Origin of the sequence: Pseudomonas sp. Ga0074129, assembly GCA_001465025.1 — a bacterium.
Lineage (GTDB): Bacteria > Pseudomonadota > Gammaproteobacteria > Pseudomonadales > Pseudomonadaceae > Aquipseudomonas.
Genome location: LNDO01000064.1, coordinates 25,940 through 50,483 on the forward strand (window position 1 = coordinate 25,940; position 24,544 = coordinate 50,483).

Sequence of the window (24,544 nt, forward strand, 5' to 3'; positions counted from 1 at the left end):
AGGCGGCGCAGTTAGCGCTGTGCTGGCATGGGCCTTAAAAACGCAGGCCGGGCGGTGCGGCTTCAGGTTCGGGGTGTACCTGCGCAGCGGGGTCGGCCTTGGGCGTCAGTTGCCATGCGCTGTGACGCAGTGCGCGGGCAGCGGGCTCTGGCTGTTGGGGTAGGGTTAAGTCATCGGCGTCTTGAGGGGTGGTTGTTCGCTCAAGGGTGACGGGTTGAGTGAATACCTGCGGAGCGAACAGCCAGTCAGCGTGCGCGTTTGTACTGAGCATGCTCAGCAACAGTGTGCTGTAACCGAGAACCCAGTGATGGCTAACGAACCTGTGCATGAAGTGATTCCACATTGTGGAGGCTGGCTCAGCGTCAACAAAGGGGCCTACTGCGTCAGGGAGCCGTCCTGGCCAGGCAAATAACCCAGTTGCTCTGCCACTAGGGCGAGCATCATGGGTGGTTAGAATGTGCGATTGGGCGTGGCTTGTCAGTGCGCTATCGCACCTAGGCATCAGCGTGCAAAGACGGCCTATTTGCGCCTGATGAGCTGGTAGACTGGCACACGTTTTTACCCGTTGAGTATTTTTCTGGAGCCTTTTGTGAGCCCGCGTATGCACCCTTTGGCCGGTCAGCCGGCACCTGCTTCCTTGTTGACTGACATCAGCGCGCTGCTGGCCGCCTACTACGACTTGCAACCCGATCTGAGCGTGGCCAGCCAGCGTGTGGCTTTCGGCACGTCTGGGCATCGCGGTAGCTCATTGGCGCACAGTTTTAATCAGGCGCATGTGTGGGCCATCAGCCAGGCCATTTGTGATTACCGCGTGGCACAGGGCATCAATGGCCCGCTGTTTATCGGGGCCGATACGCATGCCTTGTCGCAGCCTGCGCTGGAAAGCGCCATCGAAGTGCTGGCGGCCAATGGCGTGCAAACCATGATCTCGGCGGGCGGTGAGTACACCCCTACACCCGCCATCAGCCAGGCGATTCTGGTGTACAACCAGGGCCGCAGCAGCGGCCTGGCTGACGGTATTGTCATCACCCCGTCGCACAATCCGCCGGACAGCGGCGGCTTCAAGTACAACCCCACAAACGGCGGCCCAGCCGACAGTGACATCACCACCTGGGTGCAGAACCGCGCCAACGCGTTACTGGAAGCCGGCCTGCACGAAGTCAAACGCATGCACCTGGCGCAGGCGCGGCAGGCGGCCAATGTTCAGGAATACGATTACCTCGGCAGCTATGTGAATGACCTGGGCAATGTCATCGACTTTGCGCCGATCCGCGCTGCTGGTTTGCGTCTGGGTGTCGATCCGCTGGGCGGCGCTGGCGTGCATTACTGGGGCCGTATCGCCGAGCAGTACGGCCTCAACTTGCATGTGGTGAGCGAGATTATCGACCCGCAGTTCGCCTTTATGAGCCTGGACTGGGACGGGCAGATCCGCATGGACCCGTCCTCCAGTCATGCCATGCAGCGTCTGATTGGCCTGAAAAATGGCTATGACATCGCCTTCGCCTGCGACACCGACTACGACCGCCACGGTATTGTTGCGCCGAGCGTTGGCCTGCTGCCGGCCAACCATTTCCTCAGCGTGGCCATCGATTACCTGTTCCAACACCGTCCGCAGTGGAGCGCCACCGCGGCCGTGGGCAAAACCCTGGTCAGCAGCGCGATGATCGACCGTGTGGCTACACGCTTGGGGCGGCCGATGCAGGAAGTGCCGGTAGGTTTCAAATGGTTTGCCAGTGGCTTGTTTGATGGTTCGCTGGGCTTTGGCGGTGAAGAAAGCGCTGGTGCGACCTTCCTGCGCCGTGATGGCCGGGTCTGGACCACTGACAAAGACGGCATCGCCCTGGCCCTGTTGGCCGCGGAAATGACCGCCGTTAGCGGGCGTGATCCAGGTGAGCTGTACCAAGGCCTGAGTGATGAATTCGGCGCGATTTATGCTGATCGCGTCGATGCGCCCGCCACACCGGCGCAAAAGAAAACCCTGGGTAAACTTTCGCCCGCGCAGATCAGCAGCCGTGACCTGGCCGGTGACAGCATCACCCAGGTGTTGGATAAGGCACCCGGCAACGGCGCGGCGATTGGTGGCATCAAGGTGATCAGCGAGGGCGGCTGGTTCGCCGCACGGCCATCGGGCACTGAAGACATTTACAAGATCTACGCCGAGAGCTTTCGCGATGCGGCGCATTTGCAGCGCATCTTTAGCGAGGCGCAGCAGATCGTCGATGCGGCACTGGCCAGTGCACAAGGCTGAGGTCATCGGTTCGCTGGCGCACCGACGGCTCAGGTGATGACGCGCAGAATGCCGGAACGCTTGGGAGCCATATCGGCTTCTGTTGTTCCGGCGTGCTGCTATGACTCATCAAGGAGAACGCCATGAGCCTGGGTACCATTTTATTGATCGTGTTGATTTTGCTATTGGTCGGTGCCATCCCCGCCTGGCCGCATAGCCGAAACTGGGGTTACGGGCCTACGGGCGGTCTGGGCGTGATCGTTATTGTGCTGGTGGTGTTGCTATTACTGGGCCGCATCTGACAGGTCGTTGAAAAACTACCTACGTTGGCAATACTGCGTTAAAAACAGGCTCGGCAAGCCGCTGTGGCTAACGCGCTTCAGTGCGACCCCGAAGGGGCGAGTGAAACGAGTAATGCTCATTTACAGCACGTAAACTCCGCTTCCTCGCCGCTTTGACCAGCCGAAGGCTGTTACTACGTAGCGCCTTGTCTTGCCTGCCTCGCCTACATTTTTCAACGGCCTGTCAAGGCCTGCTTGTAAAACCTGTGTGCCCATTGCGTGTTGCACGCAATGGGCGGCCCAGCAGGCTTCAGCCAAAGGCGTAGGGCTGCGCCCCGCGCCCTACGTTACCTCCCTTCATCTAACCTGCTCGCTGTTGCCGGGCGGTCTTGTCACAGCTCAATCCGCAAGCGATGCGTGCCAGGCTCCAACGCCACGTTAAGTGATCCGTCTGCACACACGAGCGGTTGTTCATCCAGCCACGCCTGGCGAATGCCCTGGCTGCGCTGCATGGGGTTGCTGAGTTCAATCTCATAATGACTCTCGCCCAAGCGGATCTGCGCAGTGAAGCCTGGCCAGTCGGTAGGGATGCACGGGTTTAGCAGCAGGCAGTGGCCTTCACGGCGAATCCCCAAGAGCCCCTCAACACCGGCGCGGTACATCCAGCCAGCAGCCCCGGTGTACCACGTCCAGCCGCCACGCCCCACATGCGGGGCCACCGCGTAGACATCAGCCGCCAGAACATAGGGTTCGACCTTGTAGCGTTGGCAGGCCTCTGGGCTGTTGCCATGGTTGATCGGGTTGACCAGGTCAAACAGGGCAAATGCCTGATTACCTGAACCCAGTTGGCAGTAAGCCAAAATCGCCCACATGGCCGCATGGCTGTATTGCCCGCCGTTTTCCCGCAAGCCCGGTGGATAGCCTTTGATGTAGCCGGGCTCCAGCGGTGTTTGGTCGAACGCCGGGGTGAACAGCAGGGCGATGCCTGCGTCTTCGTCAACTAACTCGCGCTGCAAGGCGGCCATGGCCAGGCGTGCGCGCTGTGGGTCGGCGCTGGTCGACAACACCGCCCAGGATTGGGCAATGGAGTCGATGCGGCATTCCGTGTTCTGCGCCGAACCCAGCCACGTGCCGTCGTCAAAGGTGGCGCGCCGATACCACTGGCCATCCCAGGCGTGAGCCTCCAACGCGGCGCGCAGACGTTCGGCATGTGCTTGCCAGCGCGTGGCGCGGGCGCTGTCGCGACCCTCGGCATAAGGTGTGAACAAGGCAAGGGTGCGCAGCAGAAACCAGCCCAGCCAGACACTCTCGCCTTTGCCGCGTTCGCCCACGCGGTTCATGCCATCGTTCCAGTCACCGCCGCCCATCAGGGGTAGGCCGCGCTCGCTGGTCAGCGTCAGGCACTGGTCGAGTGCGCGGGCGCAATGCTCAAAGAGTGAGGCTGGCGCATCGGCGGGCAGTGGCAGAAAGAAGGCGTCGTGCTCGTCGGCGGCCAATGGCGGGCCGTCCAGAAAGTCCAACATCTCATCAAGAATGGCTGTGTCGCCACTGCTCTGCAGGTAGTGCGCGGTGGCGTAAGCCAGCCACACACGGTCGTCAGAGATGTGGCTGCGCACGCCTTGGCCAGAGTGCGGCAGCCACCAGTGCTGCACATCGCCGTCGATAAACTGACGGCTGGCGGCGCGCAGCAGATGGGCGCGGGTCAGCGCCGGGTTGGCGAAACTCAAGGCCATGCCATCTTGCAGTTGATCGCGGAAACCATAGGCCCCGCTGGCTTGATAAAACGCCGCGCGCGCCCACACGCGGCACGCCAGGGTTTGATAGAGCAGCCAACCGTTGAGCATGATGTCCATGGCGCGGCTCGGCGTTTGCACCTGCACGGCGTTGAGCACGCCTTGCCAGTGCTGTTCGACGCGGGCCAGTTCGGCGTCCAGATCCGCTTGGCGATAGTGCGTGATCAGTGCGCTGGCTTGCGCGTCGCTGGCACATTGGCCGAGCAGCCAAAGCACTTCAATGCTTTCTCCAGCGTTCAGTTCCACCTGGCATTGCAGCGCCGCGCATGGGTCCAGGCTGGCGCCCAAGCTGTTGCTCAAGGCTGCCTGGCGACCGAGTGCGGCAGGCTGAGCGAGGCTGCCGTTACGGCCGATAAATTCGCAACGATCAGCCGTCCAACTGCTTTGTCGGCCGCCCAGGTCGCTGAACGCGCAGCGCTGGTTGAAGGCGATACTCCAGGGGTTTTTGGCAAACAACGCGCCGGTGCTGCTGTCGCGCTGGCTGACAATAAACGCGGCGCTGGCCGCCCGCGTGCTGCCCAGCACCCATTCGGCATAGGTGCTGACGCTTAACCGCCGTGGCCGCCCCGAGAGATTATGCAGGGTTAGCCGGGAAATCTTGATTGGGTCATCCAGCGCGACATATTGCAGCAACTGCATGGCGATGCCGCTGGCTTGGTGGCTGAAGCGGCTGTAGCCAAAGCCATGGCGGGCCTCGTAGTGGCCGCTGTCACGCAGCGGTTGAGCGGTGGGGCTGAACAGCGCCAGGCTGTCCTCGTCACGCACATACACCGCCTCGCCGGGCGGGTCGCTTACCGGGTCGTTGGACCACGGCGTGAGTTGGTTTTCCCGGCTGTTGTCGGCCCAGGTGTAGCCGCTGCCTTCGGCGGACACTTGAAAGCCAAACTGCGCATTGGCGATTACGTTGATCCACGGTGCCGGGGTGTTGCTCCAGGCGTCGAGGCGCACCACGTACTCGCGGCCATCCCGATCAAACCCGCCCAGGCCATTGGCCAATTCCAGTGGGCTGGGCGGTGTGGCGAGCACGGCCGGGATGGGCTGGGCGCTGTGGTTGAGCGCGCTGGCGGGCGCTGGGCGGGGGCAAGCGGGCAGGCGCGCTAGTTGCTCGGCAATGGCCCCGCGATGACTCAGCAGCAGCACGCGCGCGGCGGCTTGCAGGTGTTCACGAAATGCACCACTGAGTAAGTCGGCGCGCAGCACAAACACTGAACCCTGCGCCAATTCGGCATTAAAACGTGGACGTGACTGGCTGCTGCGCACGGCCGTTTCGATGGCCACTTGCAAGTCTTGCAGGTAGGACGAGGCATGCTCGTTGATGATGACCAGGTCAACCGCCAGGCGTTTCATGCGCCAGTATTCGTGGGCGCGCAGCAGTTGTTTGACCTGGGCAATGTCTTCGGCATCGCTGATGCGCAGCAGCACGATCGGCAGGTCGCCGGAAATGCCTTGCGACCACAGCATCGACTGGCTTGCCAAACCGCGTAGCAAGCTGGCGGCGGGTGTCCGAAAACGCGCATCCACATACAGAATGGGCGCGGCCAGGCGCTGAAAGTCGGCCGCTTCGGCGGCGAGTATGTCGAGGTGGCGTAACTCCACCTGGGCTTGGGTCCAGGCCAGGGTTTTGGCCCGGTCAAAGGCGCTGCGGTCGTGGTGCTTGTCGATCAGGTCTAGCAGGGCTTCACGCGTGGGGGCGACCAGTGTCCAGAACGCCACGCGGGCGACTTTGCCCGGCGCGATCAACACCCGCTGGCGCAGCGAGAAAATCGGGTCGAGAACCGTACCGACGGTGTCGGACAGCGCCTGTCCCTGGCGGATCACCGCAGCGGCATGCAGGGCGCAACTGCGCCCGAGAAAGCGGGCACGGTCGGTTTCATATTGCACAGCGGCGCTCTGCTCACCTTCCACCACGGCAAAGTGTGCGGCCCACAGCGGCTGCTCATTGGCGCTGCGCGGGCGTCGCGAAGCAATCAGGGCGGCAAAGGCTGGCAGGTATTCGGTGACCACAAAGAGTTTGGAAAACGCCGGGTGAGCGCTGTCGCTGGCCGCGCTGGCCAGTACCAGTTCAGCGTAGGAGGTCAGTTCGATTTCCCGCATGACACGGCCGCTGTTCGTCAGCGAGACGCGGCGTACTTCACCGTCATCCTCACCGGAAACCAGCACTTCCAGTGCGGTGCCGAGGGAGCCATCTTGTCGGCTGTAGCTGGCGTAGTCTTCGGCAAACACCACTTCGTCGTAGGGGCTGTGACTGCTGGGTTGGGCACCCAGTGACCAGTGCAGGTCATTGTGCATGTCCCAAAGAAAGATAAAGGAGCCATGCGCATCGCGGGTGCTGTCGGCTTGCCAGCGGGTCACGGCGACGTCGCGCCAGCGGCTGTAACCGCCGCCGCTGGCAGTGAGCATGACGCTGTAGCGGCCGTTGCTGAGCAGGTGGGTGATCGGCGGGCCGCCATTGAAGTGGTTCAGGCGTCGTTCGCTGTGCAAGGCACAGTCGGCCGCTGCGGCGCAGGCGCTGACTTCTTCGGCGCGCGGATGGGCCACGGCAACATTGCGCGGCATGCGTTCTTGCAAGAGCCGCTCGCAAGCCTGAATCATCGGCTCGCGGTGAAAGCGCGCGCGCATTTGGCCGTCATGCAGGGCGTTGGCAATGGCCACGATGGTCATGCCTTGGTGGTGGGCCATAAAGGTCTGCACGATGGCGAAGGGTTGTTCATCCGGCAGGCGCGTGGGGGTGAAATCCAGCGCTTCATAAAAGCCGTAACGGCCCAAAGCGCCTAACGCGTCCAGCCGCTGATAGTTGGCCAGCGCGGCGTGTGGGTCGACCATGGTGGCCAGCCCCGTGGCATAGGGCGCGATCACCCGGTTGGCGGACAGGCCGCGTTTGAGGCCAAGGCCCGGCACGCCGAAGTTGGAATACTGGTAGGTCAGCTCCATGTCGCGGGCGTTGTAGGCTGATTCGGAAATCCCCCAGGGGATGTTCAACGACGCGCCATAGGCGGCCTGCCGTGCCACCACCAGGCGGTTGGTCTGCTCCAGCAGGCTACCGGCTGGCGCGCGCATAACCAGCGAGGGCATCAGGTATTCGAACATCGACCCCGACCAGGAAATCAGTGCCGAGCCATTGCCCAACGGGGTGGACGTGCGTCCCAGTCGAAACCAGTGACGGGTTGAGACATCCCCTTTGGCGATGGCGAACAGGCTGGCCAAGCGTGCTTCCGAGGCGAGCAGGTCGTAGCAACTGCTGTCGAGGTTGTTGTCGGCCAGGCAGAAGCCAATGGACAGCAGTTTGCGTTCAGGCTCTAACAAAAACGCGAAATCCATGGCCAGGGCCATGGCGCGCGCTTGCGCAGCGGTGCGGCTCAGGTCGACATGCAGTTGGCTGCGTTGCGTATCTGTGAGTTGCGCATCGTGCAGCAGATCGCCAATCGCCTGGGCGAGTGCTTGCAGCCAAAACTGCAGGTCATTCACTTGCTGCTCATCGTCGAGTTGCGCGATGCCGCTGGCCAACAGCGCGGCTTTGTCAGTCAGACGTAGAAGGGTGGGCAGAAGGCTGAGCAGCGGCTGGCTGCCCTGTAGATCGGTGGCAATTTGTTGCAGCAACTCATCCATCTGGCGGCCGCGCTCGCTGGCAGCGGCGGACATTGTCGCCAGCGTGGCGCAGGCCAGTTGCAAGTTGTCTTGCAGGCCCTGGCGCGCATCGAGGCTGATGGGGCTGTGCAGCCATTCTTCACAGGCATTGGCCACCACCAGCAGGTGGCCAGCCAGGTTGCCGCTGTCAACTGAGGACACGTAAGCCGGTGCCAGTGGGTGCAAGTTCTGGGTGTCGTACCAGTTGTAGAAGTGCCCGCGATAACGCGGCAATTGCGCCATGACTGTCAGTGTGGCGTGCAGGCGGTCGAGGCTGCGCTGGGTGCCGATCCAGCCGAAGTCACGCGCGGCAATGGCGCAGAGCAGGTACAGGCCCATGTTGGTCGGTGAGGTGCGGTGGGCAATAACGGGTTTGGGATCATCCTGAAAATTATCCGGTGGCAGTTGGTTGTCTGCGGGGGTGACGAAGGTTTCGAAGAAGCGCCAGGTGCGGCGCGCGATCAGGCGCAGTTCGACGGTTTGCGCAGGCTCGATAACCAAGCGTTTGCTTGCGGCTGGCGAACGGCTGACCCACAGCGCAATGGCGGGCGCGCTGAGCCAAAGTACGGCAAAGGGCAGTATCAGCGGCCAATTGGCAGGTGAGACGAGCAGGGCCGCAGCGCCTATCAGCAGACCGAGTACGGTACCGCCGGCCATGCCACGGTAAAAACCGGGCAACTTAAGCCGTGGGCTGATGGCGGCTTGTGCTGCGGTGGTCCATTCCAACAGGTGGCGACGGCTGATCAGCAGGCGATACAAGGTGCGACTGATCGCATCGAGCATCCGCCAGCTTTGGTCGGCAAGGAAACTCAGGTCGAGGGCGCAGTGCTGCACGGCCAGTAACAGGTCGTCACGCAGGGTGCCCAGGTGGCTGCGCCAGCGAATTCCGGCACGCGCCGGCAGCAGGCCGAAGCACAGCGGCAGCAACGCCGGAATCAGCAGGCTGGCCAACAGCATGAGGCTGGCGCTGAGTGCTGCTGGCATGGGCAAGCACCAGCTCAGGCCCAGGGCCGCCAGCGTGGTGGGGGCCAGCACCGAGCGGCGCAGGTTGTCGAGCATCTTCCAGCGGCCGATGCTCGGCAGCGCCTGTGGGCCGCTGCATGGCCCGAGAAGCCAAGGCAGTAACTGCCAATCGCCGCGGGTCCAGCGGTGCTGGCGTTTACCGGCAACGTCATAGCGCGAGGGGAATTCTTCGACCACTTCGACATCCGAGGCCAGCCCGGCGCGGGCAAAAACCCCTTCGAAGAGGTCGTGGCTGAGCAGGCTGTTTTCTGCCACGCGGCCAGCCAGTGCAGCCTCAAAGGTATCGATGTGGTAGATGCCTTTGCCGGTAAAGGAACCTTCGCCAAACAGGTCTTGATACACATCGGACACCGCCGCAGCGTACGGGTCCATGCCGCCTGGGCTGGAGAAAACCTTTTGGTACAGCGAGCCTTCACGCTGTAAGGGCAGTGCAGGGGTGACCCGGGGTTGCAGAATGCCGTAGCCACCGACGACCCGTTGCAGGTGCTCATCGAAGCGCGGCTGGTTCAGCGGGTGGGCCATTTTGCCGATCAGGCGCAGCGCGGCATCTCGCGGCAGGCGGGTGTCGGCATCCAGGGTGATGACATAGCGCACGTCTGCGGGGATGCGCTGGCTGAGCCCGGGCACGTTGCAAAAACTGGTGTCAGCTGCGCCGCGCAGCAGGCGGTTGAGTTCGTGCAGCTTGCCGCGTTTGCGCTCCCAGCCCATCCAGGTGTTTTCGCTGGGGTTGAACTGGCGACGCCGGTGCAGCAACAGAAACCGACTGCCACCCATACCGGCGCCATAGCGCAGGTTGAGCTGCGCAATGGCGCTGCTCGCCAGTTGCAGCAGGGCGTCGTCGCTGGCCCGGTGTTCTTGCTCGGCATCCAGACCGTCGGTCAGCAGGGCAAAGGTCAGGTCGCCACCCTGGCCAGCCAGGTGATGCACTTCCAGTCGCTCGATCTGTTCCAGCAGGTCGGCCTCGCTGCCCAGCAGGGTCGGCACGGCAATCAGTGTGCGCAGGTGGCTGGGCACCCCTTCGCTCAACTCCAGGCCGGGCAGAATCATGGCCCCGCAACTGGCGCTGACCGCACGATTAATCAACGCAGTGGCCACTTCGCTGGCGGGCAGAAAACCCAGCACAGCAAGTGCCAGCAGCCAGCCGTGGCTGACGCCTTGGCCTGCAAGCAGCCATAGCCCCAGACCCAACAGCACGCTGCCCAGTCCAACAATGGCGGCCACATAACCACGCATGCCGAGGTGGATGTGGCCTCGGCTGATGCGTAAACGCAGCGGTGGACGAAAGCCGATCTGCTGTTCCAGAGCCCTGCGGCCTTCAGCAATCAGGTGATAACCGGGGTCGCTGCAACGCGGGTCGCAGGTTGGGTTTTGGCGCGCCTGGTGCGCGGCCTGCAAGGCGCGTTCGGCAACATCCAACTCACTGCAGGTGCTGCCCCGCGCCAATTGCTCAATGGCGCTGCGGTAGTGGTTGCGGGTGGCAAAATCCATCGCGGCAAAGTCGCTGCGCGCGCCCAGGCAGGCATCCACCAGGCTGACATTCTCGAACAGTTGCGCCCAGTCGATGGAGGAAATCAGGCGCATGCTGTTGATGATATTGCGCACCGTGAGGTTGGACGCGCCTTGACGCTGCTGCGCATGTTGCACCACTTCATCAAGGCTGCTGCCCTGCGCGCCGAGGCGATCCTCCAGCCAGCCGAGGGCAGGCGTGGTCAGTGGATCATGGTCGCGCAGGCGCTTTGCCAGTTGTGCGGCAAAGGGTTCACTCAGGGGCGCGTTTGCCTGTTCGTTGAGTAGCTTGTCGCGCAATAACGGCCCGGTCTGTGGTTCCAGTAAACGGTTGGCCAGCGCGTCGGCCTCGGCCCGAGCCTGGCGTCCGGCGGTCATTTGGTCGGCCAGGCGGCGCAGGTTTTCAATCAGCACAATGCGCAGGGTAATGGCCACTGCCCACAACTCGCCGATGGTCAGCGGTTGGACCTGCTGATAAGCGACGATAAAACGCTGCAAGGTGTCGGGGTCGAAATGGCTGTCGGTGTGGGCGATAAAGGCCCAAGCCAAGCCCAGCACTCGTGGGTAACCGGCAAACGGTCCCACGCCCAGCTTGGGCAGTTGGCGGTAGTAGCCGGGCGGCAGGTCATCGCGGATTTCGCGGATTTGTTCTTCGACCAGGTGGTAGTTGTCCAACAGCCACTCGGCCGCTGGCACCACGCCGCGCCCCTGCGCCAGTTCGGCAGCGCTGGCGCGGTAGGCGGCGAGCAGCACTTTGGCGTTATCGTCCAGGCGGCGGTGCAGCGACAATACCGCTGGCGGTTTACTGTGCACTTGCTGGGCGGCGGCCAAGGTTGCGGCGTGTTGTTCGAGGCGTTCGATGCCGAACAGCTCCTCGCGCACCGGGGCGTGATCAAACCATGGCGAAACGCCGGATGTACGGCGCAGCAGGGCAGTGAAGACTGAGGTCATGTGGCGCGGTTCCAGCCATCGAGGCGTGCGCGATGGGTGTCGAGGCGCGATACCCATCTGAGAAGCCGCGACAGCGGACCTGCGAATTCAGTACGGCCTGGTCGGTGCAGGCGAAGGCGCTCGCATACAGCGCTTAAGAATGCTGTCGCAGCATTCGCAGTACCCTACAGAGCGCAGTGTGTGGGTGTCTGTTCGCTAACGGACATAAGCACAAATGAATGCTTGGCTAACGCAGTTGCGCTTCGGCCAGGGTCAGGCAGCGCGGGATGCGAGTGGCGTCCCAGTGTTGGCTGGCCCAGCGCAGCAGTTCGCCGGGGCTGGCGTAATCGGCGGCGTGCGGCAGCGCTTGGCCAAGGGCGCGTAGGGCGCGAATCAACAGCGGCGTGGCCTGGTCGACGGGTAGCGGGGGCGAGCGGTAGGACTTGCCCAGTTTGTGGCCGTCGGGCTGGATAATCAGCGGCACGTGCAGGTAGCGCGGCTGTGGCAGGCCGAGCAATTCTTGCAGGTACAACTGGCGTGGCGTGGAGTCGAGCAAATCGGCCCCGCGCACCACATCGGTGACGCCCTGCCAGGCATCATCAAGCACCACGGCCAGTTGATAGGCGTACAGGCCATCGCGCCGACGAATCACAAAATCCCCGACTTCGCGGCCCAGGTGCTGCTGGTATTCCCCTTGCACCCGATCGGTAAAGCGGTAAACCAACTCGGGGACGCGCAGGCGAATGGCGGCATCGCTAAACCCGTGCCCGGCATTGCGGCAGGTGCCGGGGTAAATACCCTGATGGCCTTCCAGTTGTTTGCGCGAGCAGGTGCAGGCATAGGCCAGGCCCTGATTGAGCAGGCGGTCGACCAGTGCGGCGTATTCAGCGTGACGTGTGCTCTGGCGCACCAGTTCGCCATCCCACTCAAAGCCATAGCTCTCCAGCGTGCTGAGAATGCCCGCCTGAGCACCGGCCACTTCCCGTGGCGGGTCGAGATCTTCCATGCGCAGTAGCCAGCGGCCATTTACCGCGCGCGCGTCGAGGTAGGACGCCAGTGCTGCGACCAAGGAGCCGAAGTGCAGATAACCGCTTGGGGTGGGGGCGAAACGGCCCGTGTAAGCAGGTGGGGTCATAGGCTGTTGCACACGCGCAAGGCAGAAACAACAGAGGGTGCCGAAGCACCCTCTGGGTCAGATCAGGAACCGATCTGCTTTTCTTTGATTTCCGCCAGCGTCTTGCAGTCAATGCACAGGGTCGCTGTTGGGCGGGCTTCGAGTCGGCGGATGCCGATTTCTACGCCGCACGAGTCACACCAGCCGTAATCGTTGTCTTCGATCAGTTGCAGGGTTTCGTCGATTTTCTTGATCAGTTTGCGCTCGCGATCACGGGCACGCAGTTCCAGGCTGAATTCTTCTTCCTGGCTGGCGCGATCCGCGGGATCAGGGAAGTTAGCGGCTTCGTCCTGCATGTGGTGCACAGTACGATCAACTTCCTGCATCAACTCCAGCTTCCACTTATTGAGGATGCCGGTGAAGTGGACGCGCATCCCGTCGCTCATGTATTCCTCGCCCTTTGTTTCTTTGTAGGGTTCGAAACCACGAGTCAATTGACTGCTTTTTGCTTTTGCTTTTGTGGGCATGGATGACCGCCTCTCACTCTCTCTAATCCACTGCGCAGGACGGTGTCCCTTGCCGATTCTACGTCGAGTAGAACTGGCCCTGCGGCTGCAAGCGGGCGAACTTACCAGAACAACTCCCCCTGCGCCACTCCCGGTTGTCGAAGCTGAGACGGGTATGCTTTAGAATCCGCCTCTTTATTCCAACCAAGGCAGCCCCATGGCCCAGCCCTACAGTGCGCGCAGCCGCGCCATAGAACCTTTTCATGTGATGGCCTTGTTGGCCCGTGCCAATCAATTGCAGGCCGATGGTCATGATGTTATCCACCTGGAGATCGGTGAGCCGGATTTCACCACGGCCGCGCCGATTGTCGCTGCCGGCCAAGCAGCGCTGGCCGATGGGCACACCCGCTATACCGCCGCACGCGGTTTACCAGCGCTGCGTGAGGCGATCGCCAGTTTCTACGCGCAACGTTACGGTCTGACGATTGATCCACAGCGTATTTTGATCACGCCAGGCGGTTCCGGTGCCTTGCTGCTGGCCACCAGCTTGCTGGTCGACCCCGGCAAACACTGGTTGCTGGCCGATCCGGGTTATCCGTGCAATCGGCACTTTCTGCGTCTGGTTGAAGGCGCCGCGCAACTGGTGCCGGTGGGGCCGGAGGTGCGTTATCAACTCACCCCCGAGCTGATCAATCGGCACTGGGATGAACACAGCGTCGGCGCGTTGGTCGCATCCCCGGCCAACCCAACTGGCACCTTGCTCAGTCGTGATGAGCTGGGCGGGCTGTCACAGGCGTTGAAGGCGCGTGGCGGGCATCTGGTGGTCGATGAGATTTATCATGGCCTGACCTACGGGGTGGACGCCGCCAGCGTGCTGGAAGTGGACGACGACGCCTTTGTGCTCAACAGTTTTTCCAAGTATTTCGGCATGACCGGCTGGCGACTGGGCTGGTTGGTGGCGCCCCCGGCGGCAGTGCCGGAGTTGGAGAAACTGGCGCAGAACCTCTACATCAGTGCGCCGAGCATGGCCCAGTATGCGGCGTTGGCCTGCTTTCAACCGCAGACCCTGGAGATTCTCGAACAGCGCCGTCATGCGTTTCAGCAGCGCCGTGATTTCCTGCTGCCCGCGCTGCGTGAGTTGGGCTTCAAAATTGCGGTGGAGCCTGAAGGGGCCTTCTATTTATATGCCGACATCAGCGCCTTTGGCGGTGATGCTTTTGCCTTCTGTCAGCACTTTCTGGAAACCGAACACGTGGCCTTTACCCCGGGTCTGGATTTTGGCCGCTACCAGGCTGCGCAGCATGTGCGTTTTGCTTACACCCAGGATTTACCGCGCTTGCAGCAGGCCGTAGACCGCATCAAGCGCGGGCTGATCAGTTGGCGCGCTCATGCGCTTTGACCCCCCGTTGGAAGAGGGGCGCTTGCTGCGCCGCTACAAGCGCTTTCTCGCCGACATTGAGACCGCCAGCGGCGAGGCCCTGACGATCCACTGCGCCAACACCGGCTCGATGCTCAACTGCATGAGCGAGGGTGCGCGCATCTGGTTCAGCCGCAGCAACGACCCCAAACGCAAATTGCCGGGTAGCTGGGAGATTGGCGAAACACCCCATGGCCGCCTGGCCGTGATCAACACCGCGCGCGCCAATGCCTTGGTTGAAGAGGCTCTGCACGCCGGTGTGATCAGCGAACTCAATGGCTTCACGCAGCTCAAGCGCGAAGTGCCTTATGGCGAAGAACGCAGCCGCATCGACTTTCGCCTGGACTACCCGCAGGGCGCGGCGTTTGTCGAAGTTAAGAGCGTAACGCTGGGGTTCGAAGGCAATCGCGTCGCCGCATTTCCTGATGCACGCACCGAGCGTGGCAGTAAACACCTGCGTGAACTGGCCAGCCTGGCCCGTGCGGGCACGCGTGCGGTGCAGTTGTATTGCGTGAACCTGAGCGAAATCGATGCCGTGCGCCCAGCCGTAGAAATCGACCCGGCCTATGCCGCGGCCCTGCGTGAAGCGGTCAGTGCCGGTGTGGAAGTGCTCGCATACGGCACCACGATCAGCGCGCAGGAGGTGCGTCTGGTCAAACGTTTGGATGTGTTGATATAGGCTTTCGCTTCAATCAAGTGTTGCATGGGCCGCTGAGTTGTCCCGCGATTGCTCCGGATGACCAGGCGCATATTAGGTAGGTTGGTGTTGAGCGTAGCGAAGCCCAACAGAGCGCAGGTTGTAGGAGGGGCCGGGCGGCGTTCCGCTTTAGCCGCGAGCTTTTGCGGTATCAGCGCTACGGTGCTGAAAGATCTCCGCTAAAGCGCCTCCCACAGCTGTTTGTTCAATGCTGAGTTCTGCCGGCTGGCAGTTCCTGTTCGGGCTGCATGGCGCAGCGCAGATGCTGTTCAAATAACTCGACGATCGCCGGCCAGCCTTGGCGTGAGGCATGCAACCGTGCATTCAGACGCACCCGGCGCAGGCTTTCGTTGTTGCTGATCAACTCGCTGGCTGCGTCTATAAAACCCTGTTGATCCTCCGCCACCGCCAGCGCACCGTTATGCCCGTGGCGGATATGTTGCGCGGCGGCGGCCTGGTCAAACGCCACCACGCCAAGGCCTGCAGCCAGCGCCTCAAGCACCACATTGCCGAAGGTTTCCGAGAGGCTGGGGAACAGGAATACATCCCCCGAGGCGTAATGCGCGGCCAGTGCTTCACCGCGTTGCAGGCCGCAGAAAACCGCCTCGGGCAGTTGTTGCTGAAGGGCGCTGCGCTGCGGGCCGTCGCCGACCAGAATCAGCTTCAAGCGCCGCTCTGGATGCTTTTGTTGCAAGGCCAGAAAACTTTTACTGAGCAGGGCTAGGTTCTTTTCGGCGGCCAGGCGGCCGACATGCAGCACGGCGATGTCTGTATCGCCCAGCCCCCACTGCGCACGCAGGTCGGCACTGCGTTTGGCCGGGTGGAACAGTTGGCTGTCGACGCCGCGCGCCAGCATGGCTAGGTTCTCGAAGCCACGGCGTTGCAGTTCGATGCGCTGGCTGGCGCTGGGCACCAAGGTCATTTGCGTGCGGTTATGGAACCCACGCAAGTAGTGGGTCAGGGCGCGGGTCAGTAAGCCGTAGCCGTAATGCCCGGTGTATTGCTGAAAGTTGGTGTGAAAACCGCTGACCACCGGGATCTGCAAACGCCGCGCGGCACGCAGGGCGGACAACCCGAGCGGGCCTTCGGTGGCGATGTACAGCACGTCCGGGCGCTGACGTTGCCAGCGGCGCAGCAATTTGTGCATGGATGATTGCCCCCACTGCAAACCGGGGTAGCCGGGCAGCGGCCAGCCACGGGTCAGCAGTTCATCTTCAGTGGCGGCTGTGCGTGGGTCGCTGGATTGCCGTGGGCGCACCAGTTGCACGCGATGACCGCGACCGCGCAGGCCATCGACCAGGCGCCCGAGGGTATTGGCCACACCGTTGATTTCCGGCGGGAAGGTTTCGCTGATCAGCGCGATATGCAGGGTAGCTGTGCTCATGCCTGCAGTGTCGGCTGCTGGTGTGTAGTGACTGTGACGATTAGGTGGCGGTTATGTGTCAGTCGGGCAGGTCTATCAATTGTTGGCGAAGCCAGGCATGCGCGGGGTCGTGTTGCTGCTGCCGGTGCCAGATCAGGCTGACCTGTACCGGCGGCATATCAAACGGCAGTGGCGCGCTCTGCAAGGCATGCAGGGGCGCAAGCGCCGCAGCCAGGCGTGCAGGCACAGTGCCGAGCAGGTCTGTTTGCGCGACGATGGCAGGGATCGGCAAGTAGTTGGGCAGGTGCAGTGCTGTGTGCCGCCGCACCTTGGCCGAACCCAGCACGATCTCCAGCGGCGAACCGCGTCCGGCCCGTGGGGTCACGCTGATATGCCGGGCTTGCTGGTAACCCTCCAGGGTCAGCCCGCCAACAAAGGCCGGGTGACCGGCACGGCCGATGGCCACCAGCGGTTCTTCACGCAGGGGCGCGTAATGCAGTTCGGCGCACTCGAAATGCAGATAGTCGATGGCCAGGTCCAGCGTGCCGCTGGTCAGGCGTTGCACCAGCGAGTCGGCGTCGTCGACTTGCACCTGTAATTCAACCTGCGCTGCGATATGCGCCAAATGCGCCTGCAAACGTGGCAGTAAAGCGGTCTGCGCGTAGTCGTTCAGCGACAGGCTGAACGTGTGCGGCGTTTGCGGATTAAATGCGGCGGTTGGCCCAAGCCCGCTTTGCAACAGGCGCAGGGCCTGGCGCACTGGCACATACAAGGCCTGAGCGCGGGCGGTGGGGGTCATACCGCGCGCGGTGCGCAGGAACAATTCCTCGCCCAGTTGCTGGCGCAGACGCGCCAGGGCGTTACTCACCGTCGATTGGCTCAGGTGCAGGCGCTCGGCGGCGCGGGTCAGGTTGCCTTCCTGCATCAGGGCGTCGAAAACCAGCAGCAGGTTGAGGTCGAGTTGGCGCAAATTCGTGATCAAGAATAATGCTCTTTTGAACTATCCATTATCCGAATGATTCGCCCGCGCCTAAACTCCTGTCAATCCGCAGAGGAGTTTTGCCATGGCTTATAACAACGACAATGCCCAGGCGTTCCGCACACGTTACCGGGCAGCCATTCATCCGCTTTACAACCCCTGGCTGCATGCAGCTTTTGTGCTGCTCTATGGCCTGACCTGCCTGGTGCTGCTGGCGAGTACGCTGCATGCCGTACCGGCTTGGCAATGGTTGCTGGTGCCGCTCACGCTGGTGTTTTTCAGTTGGGGTGAATACCAGGTGCACAAGCGCCTAGGGCACAACAAAACGCGTTTCGGTCAGCTGTTCTACAAGCGCCACACGGGCGACCACCACAGCTTTTTTGTTGAAGGGTTGATGCGTTATGACATGCCGCGCGACTGGCGGGTGATTCTGTTCCCGGCGTGGCTGATCGTGCTCTACAGCCTGCCGTTGCTGGCCGTCTGGTGGCTGCTGGCGCAACTCGACGGCAACCTGGCGGCCTTGGTTGCCGGCAGCATGTTGCTCGGTTACATGAGTTACGAGGTGGTGCATGCCTGTGAACACCTGCCTGCTGAGCACCCGTTGTCGCGCCTGCCGTGGATCCGCCAGATGCGCCGTTTGCACACACTGCATCATCGCCGTGATCTGATGCACAGCCGCAATTTCGGTATTGTTCATCCGCTTATGGATTGGCTCTACGGCACCCTGCATTGGGAGCCTGAAGCGGACCATGAGCAGAACTGCCAGCAGCATCGCCTGCGCTTGTCACGTTCAGCGGACGAGGTGTTGAGTTACGCCGCTGCACCGGCCAACTGGCCGCAGTGGCATCCCTCGTCGTTGCGCATTTATGGTCGCGAAGGGGCGTTAGCTGCAGGGGAAGTGTTTGCAGAAGACATTCATGCTGGTGGTCGTGCGGGCCATCTGCGTTGGGATGTACTCGACTACCAACCCGGCCGCCGCTGGCAAGCCAGCGCCCGAGGCGATCATGGATTGGCTTTGCTGTTGACCTACGAATGTGTGGCGGTGGAGGGCGGTTGCGAATTTATTCGCACCCTGCAATACGGCTTTGACAACGCCCTGATGCGCCTGGCCAACAGCCTGCTGCTGAGCCGGCGCATCGAGCGTGAATCGCAGGCCTCCATGCAGGCGCTGCGCGCTGTACTTGAGGGCTGCGCAGCTTCCTGACTTGGGCTTGAGGTGCAAGGCGCTTAGCCGCGCTCGCGCACCCAGAACAACGTGGCACCGGCCACGGCGGCCTGCATCATCACGATATTGAGCCCAGGCACCAGCAGGCACAGGTAGGTGACGCCGCCAAAACTCAGGCTCTGCCAGCGTTTCTCGCGCAGCCAGGCGAGCATGTCGTCCCAGCTCATCTTGTTGTTGTCAGCGGGGTAGTCGATGTATTGAACAGCCATCATCCACACGCCAAACAGCAACCACAGTGGCGCGGCCAGAATGTTCAGCACCGGAATAAAGCTGAGGATCAACAAGGCGATGGCGCGCGGTAAAAAGTAGCCCAGCTTGCGCATCTCACGGCCCAGGGTGCGTGGCACCATGGCCATCAACTCTGCGCCGCTAAAGGGTGGGAAGTCATCCTGGCCACGCACCACCACTTCGACCTTTTCCGCCAGAAAACCGTTGAACGGCGCGGCAATGATGTTGGCCAGCAGGTTAAAGGTGAAAAACACCATCAACAGCACCAGCACCACAAACAGCGGCCACAGCACGTATTCGAGAAAACTCAGCCAGGTTGGCAGGGTTGGCATAAAGGTGTCGACCCAGCCGGCGAATTGCTGCATGGACAAAACGATCAGCCCGCTAAAAAGAATCAGGTTGATGGTCAGCGGCAATAGCACAAACAGCCGTAAACCGGGGCTGAGGATCAGTTTAAGGCCCTGGCCCAGGTATTGCGGACCGGTCAGCACGGGGGCAGACATGGTGAGGTTTCCTCTAGGTTGAAGTCGCGCCGACCTTACCGGCTTTGCATGGCCGGTGAAAGCTTCTGCAATGGGTGCTAACGATTCAGTCGGGGCTGATAGGGCTTGCCTATGCCTGGCATTGGCAATGCAAATTTCCGCAGGATGGCTGCCGCGCATAGGCTGCGCGGCATTGTCCCTTTGCGGGGCTTTCAACTTGACTGCCTTCCCCTGGTAATTCTGAAAGCCTCCCTTTACTGCACGCTGTTAAGGAGTTGCTGATGTCTGCTGATCGTCATGCCCGCGTGATCATTCTGGGTTCTGGTCCTGCGGGTTACAGTGCTGCCGTTTACGCTGCCCGCGCTAATCTCAAGCCGCTGCTGATCACCGGTTTGCAGGCGGGTGGCCAATTGACCACCACCACGGAAGTGGATAACTGGCCGGGCGATGTGCACGGCTTGACCGGCCCTGCACTGATGCAGCGTATGCAGGAGCATGCCGAGCGCTTTGAAACTGAAATTGTCTATGACCACATCAATGCCGTGGATCTGGCTGGTAAACCGTTCACCTTGGTGGGCGACAGCGGCACCTACAGCTGCGATGCGCTGATTATTGCGACCGGTGCCAGCGCCCGTTACCTCGGGCTGCCGAGTGAAGAGGCGTTTATGGGCAAGGGTGTTTCCGCCTGCGCCACCTGCGATGGCTTCTTTTACCGTAACCGCGAAGTGGCTGTGGTCGGTGGTGGCAACACAGCGGTGGAGGAGGCGTTGTACCTGGCTAACATCGCCAGCAAAGTGACCTTGATTCATCGCCGTGGCAGCTTCCGGGCTGAGAAAATCCTGCAGAACAAACTGCAGTCGCGGGTAGCCGAAGGCAAGATCGTGCTCAAACTCTATGCCGAAGTGGCTGAAGTGCTGGGCGACAACATGGGTGTGACCGGCGTACGCGTGAAGAACAATGACGGTAGCTATGACGAGTTGAGCGTCGACGGTTTGTTCGTGGCCATCGGCCATACGCCAAACACCTCACTTTTTGAGGGGCAGTTGCTGCTCAAGGATGGCTACTTGGTGGTCGACGGCGGGCGCGACGGCAATGCCACCGCCACCAATATCCCCGGTGTGTTTGCCGCGGGTGATGTGGCCGACCATGTGTATCGCCAGGCGATTACCTCGGCCGGTGCCGGCTGCATGGCCGCCCTGGATGTGGAGCGTTACCTCGACGGGCAGTAGGTCTGTGAGTGCGAAAGACTTGATGTAAACCGCAATGCCGCTCACCTGAATCAGGTGAGCGGCATTTTTATGTGGCAGGTACTGTGTGGCGATGGCAAAACTGCGTGGGAGGCGCTTTAGCGGCGAGCTTTTGCAGTGATTGTGTCGTGGTTTAAGCCCCTTCCACATCAGTTGTGGCGGTTTAAACCCAGGTATTGAGTTTCAAATCCCGCGAGCTCATGCGCAGAAACTGGTCACTGGCTTTGACCAGCAAGGCGTGCTCGTCAACCATCAGTTCGTGGCTTGGGCGGCCTTGTGACTCACTGCGATAAAGCGTGCCGCCGTTCTCGTCACGCAGGCGCTGATAACGTTGGCGGCGTGGTTCTACGGTCAGGGTGAGCAAATCGATGTAGGCCACTTGCAGGGATTCACTCTGCCCGGTTTCCAAGGCGCAGCGCTGCAAAGCAGGGGTGTGGGTAAAGGGCGAGTCGGAGAGCATCACCTGCTGGCATTCGCTTAGGTCTGGGCGCAGCTCGCCATTGAGCAGCCAGTTACCGCGCACGTCACGTCTGAGATTGAGGCTGCGCTGGCCATGGTTGTCGACTTTCAGCCACAGGCGGCGAAAGCGCCAGCGCGGATCGCAGTTGATCACGTAGCTGGCCACGATGCTGTTGCCACGTAGGCTTTGCATCAGGTGGCTGGTTGCGTTGATGCCATGCTCGTCGATGTTCAGGCGCAGATTTTCTACACCAGGGTTGTGCCACGGCTTCCATACCAGGGTTTGTTGCATGTACGCGACTCCATGTCGGCAGGTGGCGAGCGCGTTAGGCTGATCGGGGGCTGCAGCCGTTGAGCGCTCGGTCGACTTGTGGCGCGCAGCTTAAAACGCCGCCTGACCGCTGTCTGTCAGCGATTGCCGACAGCTGCGCAAGAGTCTGCACAAAGCGGTCGTAGTTGTCAGGCGTTAATACGCTGCAACGATGGCTGCTCAAATTGAACGCCGACCAGGCCATGGCTCATCAGGGCGCGGATGTTGCCGTGATCACTGTCGTCTGGGGTGGCCAGCACACTGCGGTAATGCTCGCCAAAGCAGCGCAGGGTTTCTTCCAAGCTGAAATTTTCCAGGAGCGCCAGGCCGAGGGTTTTGCACGAGCCTTCGTTCTGCCCGGCGGCGTTATGCACGTTGCCATTGCTAAAGGCGCTGGGTTGGTACTGGTAGTGCTGCGCAATAAAAGCCAGGGTCTCGGCGAACATAAAATGCTCGCCGTGCAGCTTGGTGCGAAAGTCGTGTAGGGCAGACATCAAGATTTTCCTTTATTAAACGCCGCCTGTTGTTCAGCGCTGGCTTCTTTCTGGTACTTGGTTTTCCACTCGGCGTAAGGCATGCCGTACACCTCTTCACGGGCCTCGTCGGGAGTGATGGCGACGCCGATGTCGTCTGCTGCGGCCTTGAACCACTTGGACAGGCAATTACGGCAGAAACCGGTGAGGTTCATCATGTCGATGTTCTGCACGTCAGGGCGTGAACGCAGGTGTTGCACCAGGCTGCGAAAAGCGGCGGCTTCAAGTTCGAGGCGTTCTTGCTCGGTCATGGCGATGCTCTCTGGGGGCAGGCGGGGGGTGATGGCGGCGATGATAAGAGCATGCCCGATTTACGGCAACGGCTCCGGCGCATGAAGCGCCGGGAGTCTGTGTGAGGCAGGTAAAGGTTAACGGTGCGCGGAGAGGGTGATGGACACCGATTCGGCAAAGCGCAGCGCGTGTAGCTTATCGACTTCAACTTCGGCGTAGCGCACGTCAGGGTTGACCATGACCAGGTCGAGGATTTCTTGGGTCATGCGCTCCAGCAAGGCAAAGCGGTTTTCTTCCACATGGCGGATCACCGCTTTGGTGATGGTGCGGTAGTTGAGGGCGTGATCAATGTCGTTGTCGCGCACCGCATCGGCTGCCGGGTAGAGGATGGTGAGGTTGATCAACACGTCCTGCTTGTTGTTGATCTCCTCTTCCTTGATGCCGATGAAGGTGCGCAGGCGCAGATCCTTGACGCGAATGCGCGCCATGCCAGGTTCAAGTCTCGGCATTATTTACCCCGTCCAATCAGTTGCAGGAATTCGTGGCGGGTGTTGCACGACTCGCGAAACGCACCCAGCATCACCGAGGAGGTCATGATCGAGTTCTGCTTCTCGACGCCGCGCATCATCATGCACATGTGTTTGGCTTCGATCACCACCGCCACACCTGCAGCATTGGTTACCTGCTGAATGGCATCGGCGATTTGCTTGGTCAGGTTTTCCTGAATTTGCAGGCGGCGAGCAAACATATCAACGATGCGAGCCACCTTGGACAAGCCCAAGACTTTGCCAGTCGGGATATAGGCCACATGGGCTTTACCGATAAAAGGCAGCATGTGGTGTTCGCAAAGTGAATAAAGCTCGATATCACGGACGATCACCATCTCGTCGTTATCCGACTCGAACAGTGCGCCGTTAACCACCTCGTCGAGGCTCTTGTGGTAGCCATTGCACAGGTACTGCATGGCTTTAGCCGCGCGCTTGGGTGTGTCGAGCAAACCTTCGCGTTCTGGGTTTTCGCCGACACCGACGAGGATTTCGCGGTAATGCTCGGGCATTTGTGGATTCATGATCGTTCCTCGCAGCTGCATCACTTCAGGTGACGGCCGCCGTTGATGGTGAGAGTTGTGCCTGTGACATAAGGGTTGTCGAGCAGATAACGCACGCTTTGGTAGATCACTTCAGGGCCTGGCTCGATACCCAGAGCCGATTTCTTCAGGGTTTTTTCGCGGTAAGCCGCATCGTCATCGGGGTTGAACATGATCAATGCCGGGGCAATGCCATTGACCTTGATTCGGGGGGCAAAACGGGCCGCAAACGACAGCGTAAGGTTGTCGAGACCGGCTTTGCTGGCGCAGTAGGCCGGGCGATTGGCGCTGCCTTTGCGCGCTACGTCATCGCTTAGATGAATGATGTCGGCAACGGCTGACTGGGCCAGTAAGCCTTCGCAATGCAGGTTGATCAGGTAAGGCGCGAGCATGTGCACGTTGAACAGTTGGGTGAACACCGCCGCTTCATCGCCTGGCGTTTCCGCATGCCAGTCGGAGGCGTTGTGCACGATGGCGCGCAGGCTGTCGGTGTGCGACTTCAGTTGCTCGATAAAAGCGAGGATTTGCCCTTCGTTGGCAAAATCCGCTTGCAGAGTAATTGCGCCTGCCGCTTTGAGCTCCTCGATAGCCGGGCGCAGGGTGCGGTACGTGACAATCACCGGGTGGCCATCGGCCAACAGGCGCTGCGCGCAGTGCAAGCCGATTCGCTGGCTGGCTCCGGTAATCAGAATGGGGGCGGTGCTGGCGCTCATGGTCGACTCTGCACAAGAAAAGGGGTGGGTTCAGCGATGTCGCGCCGGGATACCTGACCAGTAAGACGCGGCCTCGACTGAACCTAGAACAAACTTATACCAGTGATTGGTTTTGTACAACCATGCGCGCTGTGCGGTTACTCGTCTGTTTTTGCTTGGATCGCCTATTTCATTGAGCTGCATCGATATTTTTGTTTCGCTTAGTGCCAATAAAATTGTTTTAATCGTGTACAAGTTGGTTTTTATTGTACAGGTGTGGCTATGAAGCTCTGGCAGCTGTGTGTGGCGGTGGTGTGTGGGCGGGTTCGCCGAGTAGAGGTTTTGGCGCTGCGTTGCAGTGGCTACCACGTGCGGGTGGTGATGAGCGACGGCGCTGTGCGTGCGGTGCACTTTGCCGCTGGGCGGTCGTTGTGGCCCGCCATGCCTGTTGTGAAATCACGCTTGCTGCGCTGCGGTGTGCGCAAGGTGTTATTGCTGCAGCCGGAGAGCCACGACGAAATCATCGGTCGGCCTGTTTTGCTAACGGCCGATCCGGGGTTGTGGATGCCTTTGCGCTGATTGAGTGCCAG

General features: G+C 61.2%; 20 protein-coding genes. 7 read left to right on the top strand and 13 right to left on the bottom strand.

The annotated features are described in order from the left end of the window. Positions 1 to 34 precede the first annotated feature (34 nt). Positions 35 to 328 carry a hypothetical protein gene (locus AUK77_RS06915; protein ID WP_296127537.1) on the bottom strand — a complete coding sequence of 98 codons (294 nt, stop codon included), beginning with the start codon at positions 326 to 328 and terminating at the stop codon, positions 35 to 37. Between the two features lie 273 nt (positions 329 to 601). Between AUK77_RS06915 and pgm the strand changes: the two genes are divergently transcribed. Then, positions 602 to 2,248 carry a phosphoglucomutase (alpha-D-glucose-1,6-bisphosphate-dependent) gene (pgm, locus tag AUK77_RS06920; RefSeq protein WP_296127657.1) on the top strand — a complete coding sequence of 549 codons (1,647 nt, stop codon included), beginning with the start codon at positions 602 to 604 and terminating at the stop codon, positions 2,246 to 2,248. Positions 2,249 to 2,370: 122 nt separating this feature from the next. Beyond that, positions 2,371 to 2,529 (top strand): DUF3309 family protein, encoded by a 159-nt coding sequence (locus tag AUK77_RS06925; RefSeq protein WP_296127539.1) that lies wholly within the window; start codon positions 2,371 to 2,373, stop codon positions 2,527 to 2,529. A 371-nt stretch (positions 2,530 to 2,900) separates the two neighbouring features. Here the strand turns inward: AUK77_RS06925 and AUK77_RS06930 are convergent, their stop codons facing one another. From AUK77_RS06930 to dksA, 3 genes are all read right to left on the bottom strand, one after another. Next, complete coding sequence (locus AUK77_RS06930; protein ID WP_296127541.1) at positions 2,901 to 11,405, bottom strand: glucoamylase family protein; 8,505 nt, start codon at positions 11,403 to 11,405, stop codon at positions 2,901 to 2,903. 226 nt (positions 11,406 to 11,631) lie between these two features. Beyond that, on the bottom strand, positions 11,632 to 12,519 hold the full coding sequence (gluQRS, locus tag AUK77_RS06935) for a tRNA glutamyl-Q(34) synthetase GluQRS (RefSeq protein WP_296127543.1): 888 nt from the start codon (positions 12,517 to 12,519) through the stop codon (positions 11,632 to 11,634). A 62-nt stretch (positions 12,520 to 12,581) separates the two neighbouring features. Then, the gene (dksA, locus tag AUK77_RS06940; protein WP_296127545.1) at positions 12,582 to 13,025 is read right to left on the bottom strand and encodes an RNA polymerase-binding protein DksA; all 444 of its coding nucleotides are present in this window, start codon (positions 13,023 to 13,025) and stop codon (positions 12,582 to 12,584) included. Positions 13,026 to 13,221: 196 nt separating this feature from the next. On the opposite strand from dksA, the gene AUK77_RS06945 reads away from it, so the two are divergent. Both AUK77_RS06945 and sfsA read left to right on the top strand, forming a co-directional pair. Next, the gene (locus tag AUK77_RS06945) at positions 13,222 to 14,403 is read left to right on the top strand and encodes a pyridoxal phosphate-dependent aminotransferase (protein ID WP_296127547.1); all 1,182 of its coding nucleotides are present in this window, start codon (positions 13,222 to 13,224) and stop codon (positions 14,401 to 14,403) included. After that, positions 14,393 to 15,100 (top strand): DNA/RNA nuclease SfsA, encoded by a 708-nt coding sequence (gene sfsA / locus AUK77_RS06950; RefSeq protein WP_296127549.1) that lies wholly within the window; start codon positions 14,393 to 14,395, stop codon positions 15,098 to 15,100. The genes AUK77_RS06945 and sfsA overlap by 11 nt, the downstream gene beginning before the upstream one ends. Before the next feature lie 223 nt (positions 15,101 to 15,323). Here sfsA and AUK77_RS06955 read toward each other — a convergent pair whose 3' ends face one another. Both AUK77_RS06955 and AUK77_RS06960 read right to left on the bottom strand, forming a co-directional pair. Further along, positions 15,324 to 16,502 carry a glycosyltransferase family 1 protein gene (locus AUK77_RS06955; protein WP_296127550.1) on the bottom strand — a complete coding sequence of 393 codons (1,179 nt, stop codon included), beginning with the start codon at positions 16,500 to 16,502 and terminating at the stop codon, positions 15,324 to 15,326. A 58-nt stretch (positions 16,503 to 16,560) separates the two neighbouring features. Beyond that, a complete protein-coding gene (locus AUK77_RS06960) occupies positions 16,561 to 17,463 on the bottom strand; it encodes a LysR family transcriptional regulator (RefSeq protein ID WP_296127552.1) in 903 nt (300 codons plus the stop codon). A gap of 82 nt (positions 17,464 to 17,545) precedes the next feature. On the opposite strand from AUK77_RS06960, the gene AUK77_RS06965 reads away from it, so the two are divergent. Continuing rightward, positions 17,546 to 18,664: an SRPBCC family protein gene (locus AUK77_RS06965; protein WP_296127553.1), complete on the top strand. Its 1,119-nt coding sequence runs from the start codon at positions 17,546 to 17,548 to the stop codon at positions 18,662 to 18,664. Between the two features lie 23 nt (positions 18,665 to 18,687). Here the strand turns inward: AUK77_RS06965 and cysZ are convergent, their stop codons facing one another. Then, entirely contained in the window at positions 18,688 to 19,416 is a 729-nt protein-coding gene (gene cysZ, locus AUK77_RS06970; RefSeq protein ID WP_296127555.1) for a sulfate transporter CysZ, read from the bottom strand. A gap of 260 nt (positions 19,417 to 19,676) precedes the next feature. Between cysZ and trxB the strand changes: the two genes are divergently transcribed. Next, on the top strand, positions 19,677 to 20,624 hold the full coding sequence (gene trxB / locus AUK77_RS06975; protein WP_296127557.1) for a thioredoxin-disulfide reductase: 948 nt from the start codon (positions 19,677 to 19,679) through the stop codon (positions 20,622 to 20,624). A 181-nt stretch (positions 20,625 to 20,805) separates the two neighbouring features. Here trxB and AUK77_RS06980 read toward each other — a convergent pair whose 3' ends face one another. The 6 genes from AUK77_RS06980 to folM form a co-directional block, all read right to left on the bottom strand. Next, a complete protein-coding gene (locus AUK77_RS06980) occupies positions 20,806 to 21,393 on the bottom strand; it encodes a putative glycolipid-binding domain-containing protein (protein ID WP_296127560.1) in 588 nt (195 codons plus the stop codon). Positions 21,394 to 21,560: 167 nt separating this feature from the next. Then, positions 21,561 to 21,905 carry a HopJ type III effector protein gene (locus AUK77_RS06985; protein ID WP_296127563.1) on the bottom strand — a complete coding sequence of 115 codons (345 nt, stop codon included), beginning with the start codon at positions 21,903 to 21,905 and terminating at the stop codon, positions 21,561 to 21,563. Beyond that, on the bottom strand, positions 21,905 to 22,195 hold the full coding sequence (locus tag AUK77_RS06990) for a DUF1244 domain-containing protein (protein ID WP_296127564.1): 291 nt from the start codon (positions 22,193 to 22,195) through the stop codon (positions 21,905 to 21,907). The genes AUK77_RS06985 and AUK77_RS06990 overlap by 1 nt, the downstream gene beginning before the upstream one ends. 117 nt (positions 22,196 to 22,312) lie before the next feature. After that, positions 22,313 to 22,684, bottom strand: a complete 372-nt coding sequence (gene folX, locus AUK77_RS06995; RefSeq protein WP_296127567.1) for a dihydroneopterin triphosphate 2'-epimerase — start codon at positions 22,682 to 22,684, stop codon at positions 22,313 to 22,315. Further along, positions 22,684 to 23,244, bottom strand: coding sequence for a GTP cyclohydrolase I FolE (gene folE, locus AUK77_RS07000; RefSeq protein ID WP_296127569.1), 561 nt, complete (start codon positions 23,242 to 23,244; stop codon positions 22,684 to 22,686). The genes folX and folE overlap by 1 nt, the downstream gene beginning before the upstream one ends. A 20-nt stretch (positions 23,245 to 23,264) precedes the next feature. Continuing rightward, complete coding sequence (folM, locus tag AUK77_RS07005; RefSeq protein ID WP_296127571.1) at positions 23,265 to 23,975, bottom strand: dihydromonapterin reductase; 711 nt, start codon at positions 23,973 to 23,975, stop codon at positions 23,265 to 23,267. Positions 23,976 to 24,236: 261 nt separating this feature from the next. On the opposite strand from folM, the gene AUK77_RS07010 reads away from it, so the two are divergent. Then, entirely contained in the window at positions 24,237 to 24,533 is a 297-nt protein-coding gene (locus AUK77_RS07010; RefSeq protein ID WP_296127573.1) for a DUF6482 family protein, read from the top strand. Positions 24,534 to 24,544: the final 11 nt, after the last annotated feature.

Coding starts and splice junctions, on each gene's coding strand:
- AUK77_RS06915 (WP_296127537.1), bottom strand. CDS start 328: ATGCACAGGTTCGTTAGCCATCACTGGGTTCTCGGTTACAGCACACTG.
- pgm (WP_296127657.1), top strand. CDS start 602: ATGCACCCTTTGGCCGGTCAGCCGGCACCTGCTTCCTTGTTGACTGAC.
- AUK77_RS06925 (WP_296127539.1), top strand. CDS start 2,371: ATGAGCCTGGGTACCATTTTATTGATCGTGTTGATTTTGCTATTGGTC.
- AUK77_RS06930 (WP_296127541.1), bottom strand. CDS start 11,405: ATGACCTCAGTCTTCACTGCCCTGCTGCGCCGTACATCCGGCGTTTCG.
- gluQRS (WP_296127543.1), bottom strand. CDS start 12,519: ATGACCCCACCTGCTTACACGGGCCGTTTCGCCCCCACCCCAAGCGGT.
- dksA (WP_296127545.1), bottom strand. CDS start 13,025: ATGCCCACAAAAGCAAAAGCAAAAAGCAGTCAATTGACTCGTGGTTTC.
- AUK77_RS06945 (WP_296127547.1), top strand. CDS start 13,222: ATGGCCCAGCCCTACAGTGCGCGCAGCCGCGCCATAGAACCTTTTCAT.
- sfsA (WP_296127549.1), top strand. CDS start 14,393: ATGCGCTTTGACCCCCCGTTGGAAGAGGGGCGCTTGCTGCGCCGCTAC.
- AUK77_RS06955 (WP_296127550.1), bottom strand. CDS start 16,502: ATGAGCACAGCTACCCTGCATATCGCGCTGATCAGCGAAACCTTCCCG.
- AUK77_RS06965 (WP_296127553.1), top strand. CDS start 17,546: ATGGCTTATAACAACGACAATGCCCAGGCGTTCCGCACACGTTACCGG.
- cysZ (WP_296127555.1), bottom strand. CDS start 19,416: ATGTCTGCCCCCGTGCTGACCGGTCCGCAATACCTGGGCCAGGGCCTT.
- trxB (WP_296127557.1), top strand. CDS start 19,677: ATGTCTGCTGATCGTCATGCCCGCGTGATCATTCTGGGTTCTGGTCCT.
- AUK77_RS06980 (WP_296127560.1), bottom strand. CDS start 21,393: ATGCAACAAACCCTGGTATGGAAGCCGTGGCACAACCCTGGTGTAGAA.
- AUK77_RS06985 (WP_296127563.1), bottom strand. CDS start 21,905: ATGTCTGCCCTACACGACTTTCGCACCAAGCTGCACGGCGAGCATTTT.
- AUK77_RS06990 (WP_296127564.1), bottom strand. CDS start 22,195: ATGACCGAGCAAGAACGCCTCGAACTTGAAGCCGCCGCTTTTCGCAGC.
- folX (WP_296127567.1), bottom strand. CDS start 22,684: ATGCCGAGACTTGAACCTGGCATGGCGCGCATTCGCGTCAAGGATCTG.
- folE (WP_296127569.1), bottom strand. CDS start 23,244: ATGAATCCACAAATGCCCGAGCATTACCGCGAAATCCTCGTCGGTGTC.
- folM (WP_296127571.1), bottom strand. CDS start 23,975: ATGAGCGCCAGCACCGCCCCCATTCTGATTACCGGAGCCAGCCAGCGA.
- AUK77_RS07010 (WP_296127573.1), top strand. CDS start 24,237: ATGAAGCTCTGGCAGCTGTGTGTGGCGGTGGTGTGTGGGCGGGTTCGC.